A 14,445-nucleotide genomic window follows, 5' to 3' on the forward strand; every position below is an offset into this window, starting at 1 on the left:
AAGATGAGGGCCTAAAAAGCCGGCTATTTCCAGGAAATAGCCGGCTTTTTTTAATAAAAATGCCCCCAGCGGCAACGCTTGCCCCGCCGGGCGCATCTATAAGGCCATATCCCGATTTTTTGATTTTAATAAGCAGTGTTATGCGCCGTTTTTTACTGTGCTGGTGGTTAGGATTAGTCACCTTCCTGGCTGGGGGGCAAAATTTGCCCCCCACGGCGGCCCCGGCCGCCACCGCACCTAAGCGCCAGCTCCAGGCCCTGCGCATCACCGACAACATCAAGCTCGATGGGGTGCTGGACGAGGCCATCTGGCAGCAGGCCCCCATTGCCACCAACTTCATCGAGAACCGGCCCACGCCCGGCCGCCCCGAAAACCACAAAACCGAGGTGCGCGTGCTCTACGACGACGCCAACCTCTACATCGGGGCCGTGATGCACGACGTGAGCCCCGATTCCATTCTGCGGGAACTGAGCCAGCGCGACGACATCAACAACTCCGACTACTTCGGGGTAATGCTGGACACTTACCACGACAAGCTCAACGGCTACGGCTTCGCCGTCACCTCGGGCGGGGTGCAGGTAGACGCGCGCTACTCGCCGGCCGTGGGTGATGACTATAACTGGAATGCCGTCTGGGACTCGCGCACCACCCTGCGCGGCACCAACTGGATAGCTGAAATGCGCATTCCTTACTCCGCCATCCGCTTCAGCGGCAACCCCGAGCAGGTGTGGGGACTCAACTTCGTGCGTCAGCGCCAGGCCACGCGCCAGCAGTTTTTCTGGAACCCCGTGCGGCCCGAAGTCGATGGCTTCGTGAACCAGTGGGGCGAATTGCTGGGCATCCGGGACGTAAAGCCGCCGCTGCGCCTGTCGCTGACGCCCTACGTGTCGAGCTACGTGAACCACAACCCGCTCAACGCGGAGGGCACGCGCCGCACCACCACCAGCTTCAACGGCGGGGCCGACGTGAAGTGGGGCATCAACGAAAGCTTCACCCTGGATGCCACGTTGGTGCCGGATTTCGGGCAGGTGCAAAGCGACAACCAGGTACTCAACCTGTCGCCCTTTGAGGTGCAGTTCAACGAGAACCGGCAGTTTTTTACCGAAGGTACGGAGCTGTTCAACAAAGGCAATTTGTTCTACTCGCGCCGGGTGGGGGCCACGCCCATTGGTTTCTACGAGGTGACGGTGGGCGAAAACGAAAAGATCGTGCGCAACCCGGCCGAGACGCGCCTGCTGAATGCCACCAAAGTATCGGGTCGTACCAGCAAGGGGCTGGGCGTGGGCTTGTTTAATGCCGTGTCGAACAACGTGTACGCCACCCTCCGCGACGCGCAAACCGGCCAGGAGCGCGAGGTGCTGACCCAGCCCCTGAGCAACTACAGCATTGCCGTGCTCGATCAGAGCCTGAAAAATAACTCTTTTGTGAGCCTGATCAACACCAACGTCACGCGCTGGGGCAGCACCTACGACGCGAACGTGACCGGGGGGCTTTTTCGCTTTGCCAACAAAAAAAACTCCTATGCCCTGAACGGGCAGGCTAACTACTCGCGCCGCCGGGGCCAGGTCTTCGGCTCCGACCAGCGAATCGATGACCGCGACGGCTACAAGTACGGGCTGAGCTACGGCAAGATCAGCGGCAACTTCACCTGGAACGTCAGCCACGGCATCGAGTCGGATACCTACAACCCGAACGATCTGGGCATTCTGTTTGGCAACAACTCCATTAGCCAGGGCCTGGACCTGGGCTACAACATCTACAAGCCATTCTGGAAAGTCAATCGGCTGAACACCTTCGGGGGCGTAGAGCACTCTCTGCTCTACCGGCCTAGGCGCTACCAGCGCGTGAGTGTATACGCCGGCGCCAATACCACCTTCACCAAAAACTTTTTGAGCACGGGCTTCAACCTCAACTTCCAGCCCACCACCCACGACTACTTCGAGCCCCGCGTGTTTCCGCTGGGTGACTACTACGTGCGCGTGCCCACCAGCCTGAACGTGGGCGGCTACATCTCCACCGACTACCGCAAAAAGCTGGCCTTGGACGTGAACGGGGGCGTCCGGACCTACGCCCGGGATGAGCGTCTGCCGCGCCCGCGCCGAATGGGCTACGGCCTGGGCATCTCGCCGCGCTACCGCGTCAATAACCAGCTCAACTTCCGCTACAGCCTCGACTGGAACCTGCGCCGCCACCAGGTGGGCTACGTGAACGGCGGCCTGAGCGCGCGCGATACCCTGGATCAGCCCTTCATAGGCCAGATTCTGCTGGGCCGCCGCGACGTGGTTACGGTGTCCAACGTGCTGTCGGTGGCCTACACCTTCACCAACCGGATGTCGCTGACCGTGCGCACCCGCCACTACACCAGCAACGTGCGCTACCAGGACTTTGCCACCCTGGCCCCCGGCGGCGCGGAGCAGCCCGTGGACTACCGCCGCAACCGCGACAATACCTACAACGCCTTCAATGTGGATGCCGTGTACTCGTGGTGGTTCGCGCCCGGCTCCCAGATCAGCATCGTCTGGAAAAACGCGGGCACCTCCTTTCTGCAAGCCAACGAGGCCACCCCGCTTTACTTCGACAACCTGAGCAACACCATCAACACGCCCCACAATAACTCTGTATCGGTGAAGGTACTCTACTACCTGGATTATCTGATGCTGAAAAAAAGGCGGTAAGGCTACGCGTATATCAGTAGCACGGAGTGCCACTACGTGCTACATTGTCGTGCTACTTGCCAGCTATAGTTCCAGCAGCTCGGCGGCGGCGCTAAAGGGCGATTTTTTGCCCCCCATCACCTGCTCCCGCATCTCGGCCAGCTGCTGTTGCACGCGGGGATTGGCATAAAAGCGCTCTTCCAACTCCTGCCGGATGGCCTCATGCAGCCAGTGCAGATTCTGCTCCTGGCGGCGGCGCTGAAAGTAGCCGCTGGCCTGCATCTGCTGCTCGTACAGCTCTATTACCTCCCACACTTCCGCCACGCCCGCGCCCGTCAGCGCCGAGCTGGTCGTCACCAAGGGCGCCCAGCTTGAGGCAGCTTTGGGGAAAAGATGCAGGGCATTCTGGTATTCGCGGCGGGCGCGGGCCGCGGCCAGTTCGTTGCCAGCGTCGGCTTTGGTAATGGTCACGGCGTCGGCCATTTCCATGATGCCCTTCTTGATGCCTTGCAGCTCGTCGCCGGCCCCAGCCAGCATCAGCAGCAGAAAAAAATCGACCATGCCATGCACGGCTGTCTCGCTCTGGCCCACACCCACGGTTTCCACGAAAATCACGTCGTGGCCGGCCGCCTCGCAGAGCAAAAGCGCCGCGCGGGTGCTGTTGGTGACGCCGCCCAGCGAGCGGCCCGCCGGTGAGGGCCGGATGTAAGCCGCCGGGTGGGCCGCCAGCTCGCTCATGCGGGTTTTGTCGCCCAGGATGCTGCCCCCGCTGCGCTGGCTGGTGGGGTCCACGGCCAGTACCGCCAGCTTTTTGCCCAGCTTATTTACCAAATGCAGCCCCAGGGCCTCAATAAACGTGCTTTTGCCCACGCCCGGCACCCCCGTAATGCCTACTCGCACCGAGCGGCCGGCTTGCGGCATCACCGCGTCGAGTACTTGCTGAGCGAGCTGTTGGTCGGTAGCCAGGGTGCTTTCCGCCAGCGTAATAGCCCGACTCAGCACGACGCGGTTGCCGGCCCGGATGCCGGCCACGTACTCATCGGCGGTGAAGCGTTTGGCCATAGGTGCGGGTTGCCCTTACTTAACGATGAAATTGGGCAAGCCAAACTTGCTGCGTTTGCCCCCCAGACTGATGCCATCGTCCTTGTACTGGCAGGCCAGGCCGGCGGCGTTCGGGTTCCCAATAATGCCCAGAAAGGGGTTGTCTTCGCGGGCCACGTAGATTTTGCCGTCCGGCCCCCGCTGGAGCGCCCCGATTTTGCGGTTCTTCGAGTCGCCGATTTTGGTGGCTTTGTCGGTTTTCAGGTCAAACTGCCAGATCTGGGCCGCCCCGCCGCCGGTGCCGTTGTTGGTGCCGTAGAGCTTGCTGCCGTCGGGCGAGAACTCTACGCCGTAGGCTTCCTCGTAGGGGCCAAACTGGCGCGGCTTGCTCACCAGCCCCGTATTCCGGTCAAAGTCAAAAACCTCGAACTTGTTGCTTTCGCGCCAGATGGCAGCGGCCAGCTTATTGCCATCGGGCGAGAATTTCAGGCAGCCGATGGCATTGCGGCCGGGGCCGGCGTGCATGGTGCCTACGTTGCTCAGAATAGGCTTGGTCTGCACCCCATCGGCCGTGACCAGGTAAGCCACAAAGGCATTGGAGTTCCAGCGGTGACCCACCACCCACACGTCGCGGCCGTTCTGATGGCGCACGGCGGCCAGCTTTTCGGCCACGGGCGAGATGAGCAGCATATTGGCGCGGGGCACGTCGCCCAGGCCGTTGTCGCGGGTCATGTCCACCACGGAGTAGCGCATGCCGCCGGGCCGGCCCTGAAAGTCGGTGATGAATACGTAGAAGATGTTGCCGCTGCCGGGGTCGGGCACGATGAGTACCCCTTGCGTGCTTTCCGGGCCGCCCATCAGCCGGCGGCCATTGGGCATGGGCGCGTGCTGGCGGTTGTAGATAGTGCCTCCATTGGTGTAAAACAGCAGCTGGCCGCTTTTAGTAGTGGCTACAGCGCAGTTTTCGTAGCTCACCATCTTGCTGTCGAGTAGGGGAGTGGGCTTGCCTTGGGCGAAGCTTAGCCCCGCCATATTGCCGAAGTACCAGATAGATTGCTCGGCCTGAGCCCAGGCTGTGGAAGTGGTAAGAAGGCTAACGAACAAGAGCAAAAAAGGAAGTCGTTTCATAGAGTTGCAAAGCGCTAGGGCAGGTGTAGTAACGGGTGCTACGGAAGGGAAAACGGAATTTCGTGCCAAGATAATATAGCTACCGGTCGCAGTCTCCAGCGAAAACCATCAGCAAAAAGTAACAGACAAGCACTTTACGTAGTTAGAAGACAAGCTGGGGGGCTTTTTTGAACCCAACAAAACTAAAAAGCTCCTTAGTGGCCACTATCTGATCAAGGCCGTATCAGCCCCACTTCTTTCCTGTCGCGCATGCTACGTTCCTTTATTCTGGTGTTACTACTAAGCGGCCTTGTCTTAGGTACTGTGGCTCAGGTGCCAGCGACTAAGTCTTCCTTGCCGGAGAGGATAGAAGCTCAGCGGTGGCGGAAAAGAATTGTTGTTCTCTACGCTTCCACGGCCGAATCAGCCAAGCTTAAGCAGCAGCTGGCCAGCCTGGCGACCGCCAAAGCGCAGGTGCAGGCTCGCGATATACTTATCATCGAGGCTATTGAAACATGCCTGAGCACCACCGAAAAGCAGTACATCCGCCAGACGCTGGCGGTAGAGCCGGGCGATTTCGCCGTGGTACTCATTGGGAAAGATGGGGGTGTAAAGCGAAAGGAAACTAATCCCATCGACCCCAAGACCTTATTTGAGACCATCGATACCATGCCCATGCGGCGCCAGGAGATGCGTGCAAAAGGTAAGTAGGATCGTGGGTGAGAGGTGCGTTGGGCTTAGAAGGATAATAGGAGCGTCCCAAAGCCAGAGCGCTTCTATCTTGTAAGTTAGCCGCTACTGATTCGAAATTTGCCCCCCAGCGCCGGTTGTTATGGCCGATTCAGGGTTGTAACCGTATGCATTGCAATCATTTCATTAAAATACACGCATAGTTCCATGTCATTCTCCTCTGCCCGTCCCGAAGATCTACTGTTTGATGCCGCCCGTCGGGGTGATGTTACTTATCTGAAAGAACTGCTGGATGCCAACGTCGACGTAAACACCGTGAACGGCAAAGGCTTTACCCCACTCATCGTGGCTGCTTACGACGATCAGCTGGAAGCTGCCCAACTCTTGCTGGAAGCTGGAGCCGACGTAAACGTGCAGGATGCTGGCGGAAACAATGCGCTAATGGGCGTTTGCTTCAAAGGCCACGCCGAAGTTGCCAGTCTGCTGATAGCGCACGGGGCCGACCTGAACCTGCAGAACGGTAATGGCGGCACAGCGCTCATGTTTGCCACGTTGTTTGGGCGTAATAAGCTCGTGAAGCTGATGCTCGACGCCGGCGCCGATACCACTATCCAGGATATTCGGGGGCTTACCGCGTTGGATCTGGCTGTGCAGCAGGGCAATGAGGAGGCTTTACAACTGCTCCAGTAGCTGTTTGACCACTTCCCTATCTATTGGCCGTATAACAACCCAAAATTGCTGCTGACATGTTCGTTATGAAGTTGCTAAACAGGTTATACATATTCTCTCAATGGACAGCTTAGCCAGATTTGCCCCCTACATTTATGCCTTGCTGCGCATTGTGGTGGGGTTGCTTTTCGCGATGCACGGTAGCCAGAAGCTACTGGGTTTTCCCGGTGACAAGCCGCCCGTGGAAATTGCTTCTCTCATAGGCCTTGCCGGAGTCATTGAGTTGGTAGGTGGCTTGCTGATTACTTTCGGACTTATGACGCGCATTGCTGCTTTCATAGCCAGTGGTACTATGGCCGTAGCTTACTTTATGGCCCACGCGCCGCAAGGAAGCCTTCCTATTCTCAATCAGGGAGAGCCGGCAGTTGTGTACTGCTTCGTGTTCCTGTATATCGCCGCGCAAGGCTCCGGCCCTTGGAGCGTCGATAATTTGATACGAAAAGATCGGCGCGACGTGCTGCCGCGCTAAATACTACATAGCATAGGCCAACTAACGATGCATCATAAAAAGAGGGCTGGCTTATCTAACAAAGCGTTAGAAAAGCCGGCCCTCTTTTTATGATGCTTTTTGCTATGCGGAAATTCGCCCGGAAACAGGCTAAGCTGGCTTGGTTAACAAATAGTAGGCGTAGCGCCGCCCCAATTTTACTTCCTGCTCAATTTCCAGTGCAACGAGTTGCGGTTCGAAGCCGCAGCTTATGGCGTTTCCCCAAAACTCCTCGATACGGTACGTCACCATATGTGGTAGATTCTGGGCGTAGCCCCAACGATGCGGCTGGCTTATAGGTGTGTTGTCGGCGTAGCGAATCTGAATAAAAGCTTGCCCGCCCGGCTTTAAGAGTTTATAGGCGATATCTAATACACGGCTACCGTAGGCTTTGGTAGGAAAAATCTCAAAGACGTAAGTCGAGAAAAACAGGTCGCAGGGCTCCGTAATAGTGCTGAGGACCGTTTCGGGGGTGCCAGCTTCAAACTGTATAGGAACAAAGCGATGAAAGCCTTCCTGTACTAGTTGCTTCTGGCACTCATTCACGCTGGCAGAGGTAATATCAGTGCCATAATAGCGGCTCGAGCCCGGCGCGAAATGTACGGCATTGGCGCCACCACCACACCCCCAGTCTACAATGCTGGTTGGTTGATTATCAAGGGTTGCCACGCCCGCCAAGCGGCGGTACATCTCGTAATTGTGGCGGCCCATCTTGAGCCACCGCTCGTCATTGTTCTTGAATACACCTGTGCCACGCCAATGGGCATTGCCTGGAATGTACTCTTTGTCAGTGCGTTCCCAATAATGTTGAGAATCAGATATTAGCTTATCTTCTGAATCGTACAGATGTAAGTTCTCTCGTACTACTCGCTCACTGGAGCGATAAATCCGAGCTAAAGTATTTCGTAACTGAGCTTTCATCAAGTTAATTGTAAGAAGTAAGGCTAAAGATTTATCAGTGCAAGATATGCAAGATATGCTTTAATGTCGTTTTAATCCTATAAAAATCCTTGTTTGTAGTTGAATAAATTTAAAATAGATAAGAGAGTAAGTAAGGAAAGCTCATCAGCTATAATTTTTAAGCATAATCTATATAAGCTGAGTCAGTACATACCTGTAAGTCAACTAACAACTTAGAATTTCGGAGTTGCCGTACAGAATAGCTGGTTGATATAGCGTAAAGCAGAGGTTTCACGCATCGTTTAGTGACTGGCTGGAAGCATTTCTAGTGGCTTGTAAAACCTCGGCAACGATGCGCGAAGCGGAAGCGTAGCTCTACCTTACTTCGGTGTTCGCGCTACATCCTGTACACTGAGTCTGAAATTGCTTTAGTAGGGTTAAACTTAGTTATAGGTTATCAAAATTAACAGAGTTTAAGTGTTAGAAAGGCGACACTGATTTTACTTATACCGTGTGATAGCAGCCTAAATACAAATAGATCCGTGGTAACGCTTAAGCAGTGGGTCATTTCTGAAGCTCCTTTAGCTTCTGCAATATTTCCTGCGCTGCTACTGCAATTACCGTTCCGGGTCCATAGACGCCAGCTACTCCCATCTCGAAAAGAAAGTCATAGTCCTGGGCCGGAATCACGCCGCCGGCGATTACCAGAATGTCAGCGCGGTCGAGCTTTCTAAGCTCCTCGATAAGCTGTGGAATCAGGGTTTTATGGCCAGCGGCTAAACTGCTCACGCCTACTACGTGCACATCATTTTCGGTGGCCTGGCGGGCTACCTCGGCCGGCGTTTGAAACAGAGGGCCAATATCTACGTCGAAGCCCACATCGGCGAAGCTGGTAGCAATAATTTTCGAGCCCCGGTCGTGGCCGTCCTGCCCCATTTTAGCCACCAGAATGCGTGGTCGACGCCCTTCCAGCTTGGCATACTCGTCAGCCATCTCGCGGGTACGCTGAAATTCGGCGTCGTAGTCCAGCTCAGCGGAATACACGCCCGAAATGGCGCGAATGGTGGCTTGGTGGCGTCCGTACACTTTTTCTAAAGCATCCGAGATTTCACCAAGAGTAGCGCGTACGCGGGCAGCTTGTACAGCCAGCGCCAGCAGGTTTTCGGAGCTGCTGCGAGCCGCTTCCGTCAGGGCCTCTAACGCTGCTTGTACCGCGACAGCGTCGCGTTCAGCTTTTGTAGTCGCCAGCCGGGCGAGCTGCGCCTCCCGGACGGCGGCATTATCAATATCAAGCACATCGATTTTGTGCTCTTCAGTGGGCCGGTACTTATTTACACCTACTATAATTTCCTTGCCTGAGTCGATACGTGCCTGCTTGCGGGCCGCAGCTTCTTCGATCCTCATTTTGGGTAAGCCAGTCTCAATGGCTTTGGCCATACCACCCAGCTCTTCCACTTCCTGAATCAGCGCCCAGGCTTTATCGGCGAGCTGGTGGGTGAGGCTTTCCACATAATACGAGCCGCCCCACGGGTCCACGACGCGGGTAATGTCGGTTTCGTGCTGGAGGTACAGTTGGGTGTTGCGGGCAATACGGGCCGAGAAGTCGGTGGGCAGAGCAATGGCCTCATCCAGCGCATTGGTGTGCAGGCTTTGGGTGCCGCCCAACGCGGCGGCCATTGCCTCAATGCAGGTACGCGCTACGTTGTTGAAAGGGTCCTGCTCCGTCAGAGAATAGCCCGAGGTCTGGCAGTGCGTGCGCAACGCCAGCGACTTTGGGTTCTGGGGGGCAAATTGCTGCATGAGCTTGGCCCACAACAGGCGCCCGGCACGCAGCTTGGCAATTTCCATGAAGTGGTTCATGCCAATTGCCCAGAAAAACGACAGTCGGGGGGCAAATTGGTCTACGTCCATGCCCACGGCCAGGCCGGCGCGCACGTATTCAAGGCCGTCGGCGAGGGTGTAGGCCAGCTCCAGGTCGGCGGTGGCGCCAGCTTCCTGCATGTGATAGCCGCTGATGCTGATGGAGTTGAAGCGCGGCATGTGCTGGGCCGTATAGGCAAAGATGTCGGCGATGATGCGCATGCTCGGCGCGGGCGGATAGATGTAGGTATTGCGCACCATAAATTCCTTCAGAATATCATTCTGAATGGTGCCCGCCAGCTTCTCCGGACTCACACCCTGCTCCGCCGCCGCCACGATGTAAAAGGCCATAATCGGCAGCACGGCCCCGTTCATGGTCATCGATACCGACATCTGATCCAGCGGAATCTGGTCGAAGAGAATCTTCATATCCTCTACCGAGTCGATGGCGACGCCCGCTTTGCCCACGTCGCCCTCCACGCGCGGGTGGTCGGAGTCGTAGCCGCGGTGCGTCGCCAGATCAAAGGCGACAGAAAGGCCTTTTTGCCCCCCAGCCAAGTTTCGACGGTAGAAAGCGTTGCTTTCCTCAGCCGTCGAAAACCCCGCGTATTGCCGGATGGTCCACGGATTCTGCACGTACATGGTAGCGTAGGGCCCCCGTAGGTAAGGCGCTACGCCTGCTCCGAACCCCAGATGATCGAGGCCGGCGGCATCTTGGGCCGTGTAGTAGCTACGGACTGGAATCTGTTCGGGCGTCAGTGCCTGCGTGGGCGCGGCCGGGGCGGGCGGCAACGGCGCCGCATCGTATGGAATCCGGGAAAAGTCAGGCTTCATGGTTGGGTGAGGTGAAAGTGGCCTGGGAAGTGTTTGAAAATTCGAACGTCGTGCTTGATCTAGCCTCCCGCAGGAAGCATCTCGCGTGTTTCATTGCTTAGCTTGGCAACGTCAGCACACGAGATGCTTCGCGCTGCTCAGCATGACAGACGTAATCATTATATTATTTCTTTCCCTGCAAACGGGCCAGCATATCGTCGGTGTTGTAGCCATTTACGCTGAACTCGTGAAAGCCGTGGCGCTGCACGGCGGCTTGCATGGTTGCCACGTCGCTGGATAGCAAGGTGGGCAGATGCACCGAAAGGTCGGCAGAATCAGGAGCGGATACTTCGCGGGCTAGGGCTCGGTATTGCTCAATGGTAGCGTACATTAAAGTCGCCGTTTCGGGCGTGGAATACAGCACTGATAACGTATCGGCCGGCGGGTCGGCTAGCGGAAGCGCCGCTTGCTCCTCGGTGGGAAGGGTTTTGAGAAAGGAATCCAGAATGGTGCGGTTGGCATCCTGACCCAAAAGCACCACCGCAGCCCGCTGATTCTGCTGCAACTGCCGCCGAAAATGCAAAGCCGTTACCAGGCTCAACACCTCGGTAGGATACGTAGCACGGGTCGTGTCGAAGTCGCGGCTACGCAACAGCTTTTTCGGATCGAACTCAAACTCTTCCTGGGGTTGCGTGAAGCGGTTGGTGCCCACTATTACCTGCTCGCCGGTAGCTATGCGATTAAACTGCTGACGGCTGACAGTGCGCAGCTCTTCCAGCGCACTGCCCCAGGCTTTGGGTAAGCCGCCTTTTGCCTCGGTTGCCTGAAAAAGTGCCCATCCCTCACGCGCCAGGGTGTCGGTGAGCGTTTCGAGATAGTAGGAGCCTGCGGCGGGGTCTGTTACGCGGCCCAGTTGCGATTCTTCGCGCAAAATAACGGAAAGGTTGCGCGCCAGCCGCTCCGAAAACTCGCCCGGCTCGCGGTACAGGCTATCGAAGGGCGCGACGGTAAGGGAGGTAGCGCCGCCCAACACGGCGGCCATTGCCTCTGTCGTGAAGCGCAATAAGTTGGTATGCGGATCGAGGGTAGTTTGCAGCCACGATGACGTGCTGGTATGGATGCGCAACGTAGCCGCGAGGCTGGGGGGCAAATTGAAGGCATGAAGCAGCGTTGCCCACAGCCGCCGCACGGCCCGCAGCTTGGCGATTTCCAGGAAGTAGCTGGTTCCTATGGCCAGGTGAAGCTGCATGGTAGCCGCCACGTCAGCCACGCTTAGCTCGGCGTTGGGCAGGTTTTGCAGATAAGCTGCCGCCACATTCAGCGCGTAGCCAACCTGCTGGGTATTAGTGCCGCCCCGATTGCCAAAGAAGCTGGCATCAATAGTCAGCGCCTTAAACGTAGGCAGATGTTGGGTTAGCTTTACGACCGTTCGCAGCTCGGGCAAGTGGGTGGCGAGTTCCGTATTATGGTGATGAATGAGGGGATCAGTCAATAAAAAGCCCCCCAACTCCTCACTGGCGGCCAGAAGCCGCCGCAGTAGACTGGTTGGGTGGTGAGGCACCGAATACCCAATAAAAGTGGTGTCGAGCGGCAGAAAGCTGTGCAGATAGTCTACGTCGAAAGCACTGGCGTCATCAGAGAAGACAAAATGCACACCGTCGGCGCCACGGTCCAGACTTATACGGGCCTGGTCTACGGCCTCATGGCCGCTGTTTTGCGCCGCCACGCGCACCACGGGCACGTTGCGCCAAGAGCGGTCGGGAGCAGCAGGCTCCGGTAGGAGAGGAGATGGCAAAGCGCCTAACACTTCCAGCGCCTCGCGGTGGTAAAACGGCTGTACGCTGAACCCTTCGGTTGTCTGCCACAGCAGCGTGGCGGGGTCCGTACCTTTTAAGTTGCGGTGGATGCGCTCCTGCCAGGCCTCCGTGCTGACGGGTTGAAACTCGGGAAACGAAACGGGTGCCGGGCGTGGGGTATCGGCCATACGGGGATAGTAAAAAGCCTCTGATTCCGGTAAGGAATGCGGGTTAAAGATACCGGATTGGGGTTATAATGGCGACTTGGGTCCGTTGATTGTACGGCGGCGTACGGCATCTGGCTTTGTTCGCTCACATAACCTGAGCTTCTCTCTTTGTTATTAAGGGCGGCTCATGTCGAGAAAAAGCCTGTTCTAGTCAACTCTATGCTAGGCCTGGGCGAAAGCACAAAGACCCGCGTTATCTTTGCCATCCGTCTGTTCGCCTTTTGCTGTTTTTATGCACTTTCTCCGCTCCCGTGTCGCTGGCCTCGGTCTGCTTCTTGCCGTTACCGTCGCGCCCGCCTGTCAGCGCGGGCCCTACGTGGCTAAGCCCACGCTAGCACCCACCACGGCCCAGCCCGTAGGTCAGACACTGCCTCCCGACCCTAAAATAGCAGCCCTTATTGAGCCTTACCAGCAGAAGGTAACGCGGCAAATGGTGGAGGTGATAGGTACAGTGCCCGTAGCCATCAGCAAAAACGCAGGTGAATCGCCCCTGGCCAACTTCGTGGCCGATATTCAGCGCCAGCGCGCTACCGCCGTCACGGGCAAATCCATTGATATAGGCGTAATAACCAACGGAGGCCTGCGCACGAATATTCCAGCCGGCTCGCTCACGCTGGGGGGTATTTTTGAGCTCATGCCTTTCGAAAATGAATTGGTTGTGCTTGACGCGCCCGGCCCAGTGATGCAGCAGCTATTCGACTATTCGGCCCGTAGTAAGATGGCGGTTTCAGGTGCTACCTACGCGGTAAGTGCCGATGGCCAGCCAACCAATATTCTAATTGGTGGTCGGCCTTTCAACCCGGCCCAAACCTATACCGTCGCTATTTCCGATTATCTGGCCGGCGGTGGTGATAATATGGTGTTCTTCAAACCCATTAAGCCTCGGGGCACTGGTGTACTGCTGCGCAATGCTATTGCTGACCATATTCGTCAGCTTACTAAAGAAGGCAAGCCCGTGGAGGCCAAAGTAGAGGGCCGGGTGAAAGTCATTTAACAGCTATCAGATTGTTAATAGGTAATGGTGAGTCATCAGCTAATAAAAGTTTTGTTAAATGTTCATTGCTGCCTGTTAAATGAAATCCATGAACCGTCGCGACTTTCTTAAAAACTCGACCCTTGGCGCCGCTAGCTTAAGCTTGTTGGGTGTGCCAGCGTTGGCCCGCGACGCGAAAAGCTCGCGCCTCACTATTCTGCATACCAACGACATGCACTCGCGCATCGAGCCGTTTCCGGAAGGCAGCGGGCAGTTTGCGGGCATGGGTGGCATGGCGCGGCGGGCTACGCTGATCCAGCAAATTCGGGCGCAGGAACCCAACGTACTGCTACTCGACTCCGGCGACGTTTTTCAAGGCACTCCATATTTCAACTTCTTTGGAGGAGAGCTGGAGTTCAAGCTGATGTCGCAGATGGGCTACGATGCCGGCACGCTTGGCAACCATGATTTTGATAACGGTTTGGAAGGACTGGCCAAGCAGTTGCCTAACGCGAACTTCCCCTTTCTGATAGCCAACTACGATTTCTTACAAACACCGCTGGCTGGTCGTTTTCAGCCCTATAAGGTGTTCACGAAAGCCGGACACCGCATCGGAGTTTTTGGGTTGGGCATTGAAATGGCTGGCTTGGTAGCCGACAAAAATTTTGGCAAAACCGTGTATCTCGATCCTATTGCCACGGCCCGTACCACCGTGGCTCGTTTGCGCGACACTGAGCGTTGCGATTTGGTTATTTGCCTGTCGCACTTGGGATATCAGTACAAAAATGAAAAAGTTGATGACCATAAATTAGCCGCGCAAGTAGCTGGCATCGACTTAATTTTGGGCGGCCACACGCACACCTTCCTCGATGCGCCCGTGCCCATTGACGGCCCCAGCGGGCACCGGACGCTGATTAACCAGGTTGGTTGGTCGGGAATCAACCTCGGCCGTTTGGACTATGAGTTCGAGCGCAAGTCGCGACGCCCTACTGTTGCGGCAGCTTCCGTCGTCACCGTGCGAACGGCCTGACAAAAGCAAGGAGTCGGGCGTTTTTTTGTGTCCTGACTTTTCCACATTTTTGTCTCCCCCTAATATAATCGGGGCGCGGTCGGCCCGTGCTCCGATGATTTTACCTGACCCTGCACCCGTTGCTTTTGTCCTATATAG

The 14,445-nt window shown here is 56.6% G+C and carries 11 protein-coding genes; 6 read left to right on the forward strand and 5 right to left on the reverse strand.

All coding sequences use genetic code 11. From position 1 onward, the window contains the following. Positions 1-140 precede the first annotated feature (140 nt). Positions 141-2,675: a DUF5916 domain-containing protein gene (locus tag B9A24_RS12885; protein WP_159452041.1), complete on the forward strand. Its 2,535-nt coding sequence runs from the start codon at positions 141-143 to the stop codon at positions 2,673-2,675. 63 nt (positions 2,676-2,738) lie between these two features. On the opposite strand, the gene meaB is transcribed toward B9A24_RS12885, so the two are convergent. Further along, positions 2,739-3,716 carry a methylmalonyl Co-A mutase-associated GTPase MeaB gene (gene meaB / locus B9A24_RS12890; RefSeq protein ID WP_084446434.1) on the reverse strand — a complete coding sequence of 326 codons (978 nt, stop codon included), beginning with the start codon at positions 3,714-3,716 and terminating at the stop codon, positions 2,739-2,741. A gap of 15 nt (positions 3,717-3,731) precedes the next feature. After that, on the reverse strand, positions 3,732-4,823 hold the full coding sequence (locus tag B9A24_RS12895) for a WD40 repeat domain-containing protein (protein WP_084446435.1): 1,092 nt from the start codon (positions 4,821-4,823) through the stop codon (positions 3,732-3,734). A gap of 249 nt (positions 4,824-5,072) precedes the next feature. Between B9A24_RS12895 and B9A24_RS12900 the strand changes: the two genes are divergently transcribed. The 3 genes from B9A24_RS12900 to B9A24_RS12910 all read left to right on the forward strand — a co-directional run bounded on the left by B9A24_RS12900 (position 5,073) and on the right by B9A24_RS12910 (position 6,690). Further along, the gene (locus B9A24_RS12900) at positions 5,073-5,513 is read left to right on the forward strand and encodes a DUF4174 domain-containing protein (protein WP_084446436.1); all 441 of its coding nucleotides are present in this window, start codon (positions 5,073-5,075) and stop codon (positions 5,511-5,513) included. 186 nt (positions 5,514-5,699) lie between these two features. Next, complete coding sequence (locus B9A24_RS12905; RefSeq protein WP_084446437.1) at positions 5,700-6,182, forward strand: ankyrin repeat domain-containing protein; 483 nt, start codon at positions 5,700-5,702, stop codon at positions 6,180-6,182. 100 nt (positions 6,183-6,282) lie between these two features. Continuing rightward, positions 6,283-6,690 carry a DoxX family protein gene (locus B9A24_RS12910; RefSeq protein WP_200813921.1) on the forward strand — a complete coding sequence of 136 codons (408 nt, stop codon included), beginning with the start codon at positions 6,283-6,285 and terminating at the stop codon, positions 6,688-6,690. 129 nt (positions 6,691-6,819) lie between these two features. On the opposite strand, the gene B9A24_RS12915 is transcribed toward B9A24_RS12910, so the two are convergent. The 3 genes from B9A24_RS12915 to B9A24_RS12925 all read right to left on the reverse strand — a co-directional run bounded on the left by B9A24_RS12915 (position 6,820) and on the right by B9A24_RS12925 (position 12,265). Continuing rightward, positions 6,820-7,629, reverse strand: a complete 810-nt coding sequence (locus B9A24_RS12915; protein ID WP_084446439.1) for a class I SAM-dependent methyltransferase — start codon at positions 7,627-7,629, stop codon at positions 6,820-6,822. A 543-nt stretch (positions 7,630-8,172) separates the two neighbouring features. Next, positions 8,173-10,302, reverse strand: a complete 2,130-nt coding sequence (gene scpA / locus B9A24_RS12920; RefSeq protein WP_084446440.1) for a methylmalonyl-CoA mutase — start codon at positions 10,300-10,302, stop codon at positions 8,173-8,175. A gap of 163 nt (positions 10,303-10,465) precedes the next feature. Then, complete coding sequence (locus tag B9A24_RS12925) at positions 10,466-12,265, reverse strand: methylmalonyl-CoA mutase family protein (RefSeq protein WP_084446441.1); 1,800 nt, start codon at positions 12,263-12,265, stop codon at positions 10,466-10,468. A gap of 271 nt (positions 12,266-12,536) precedes the next feature. Here B9A24_RS12925 and B9A24_RS12930 point away from each other — a divergent pair, with 271 nt between their 5' ends. Together B9A24_RS12930 and B9A24_RS12935 are read left to right on the forward strand one after the other, a co-directional pair. Then, positions 12,537-13,298, forward strand: coding sequence for a 5'-nucleotidase C-terminal domain-containing protein (locus B9A24_RS12930; RefSeq protein WP_143434928.1), 762 nt, complete (start codon positions 12,537-12,539; stop codon positions 13,296-13,298). Positions 13,299-13,386: 88 nt separating this feature from the next. Beyond that, complete coding sequence (locus tag B9A24_RS12935; RefSeq protein WP_084446534.1) at positions 13,387-14,307, forward strand: bifunctional metallophosphatase/5'-nucleotidase; 921 nt, start codon at positions 13,387-13,389, stop codon at positions 14,305-14,307. The last annotated feature ends 138 nt before the right edge of the window (positions 14,308-14,445 follow it).

The sequence above is a fragment of the Hymenobacter roseosalivarius DSM 11622 genome, assembly GCF_900176135.1.
GTDB classification, from domain to species: domain Bacteria; phylum Bacteroidota; class Bacteroidia; order Cytophagales; family Hymenobacteraceae; genus Hymenobacter; species Hymenobacter roseosalivarius.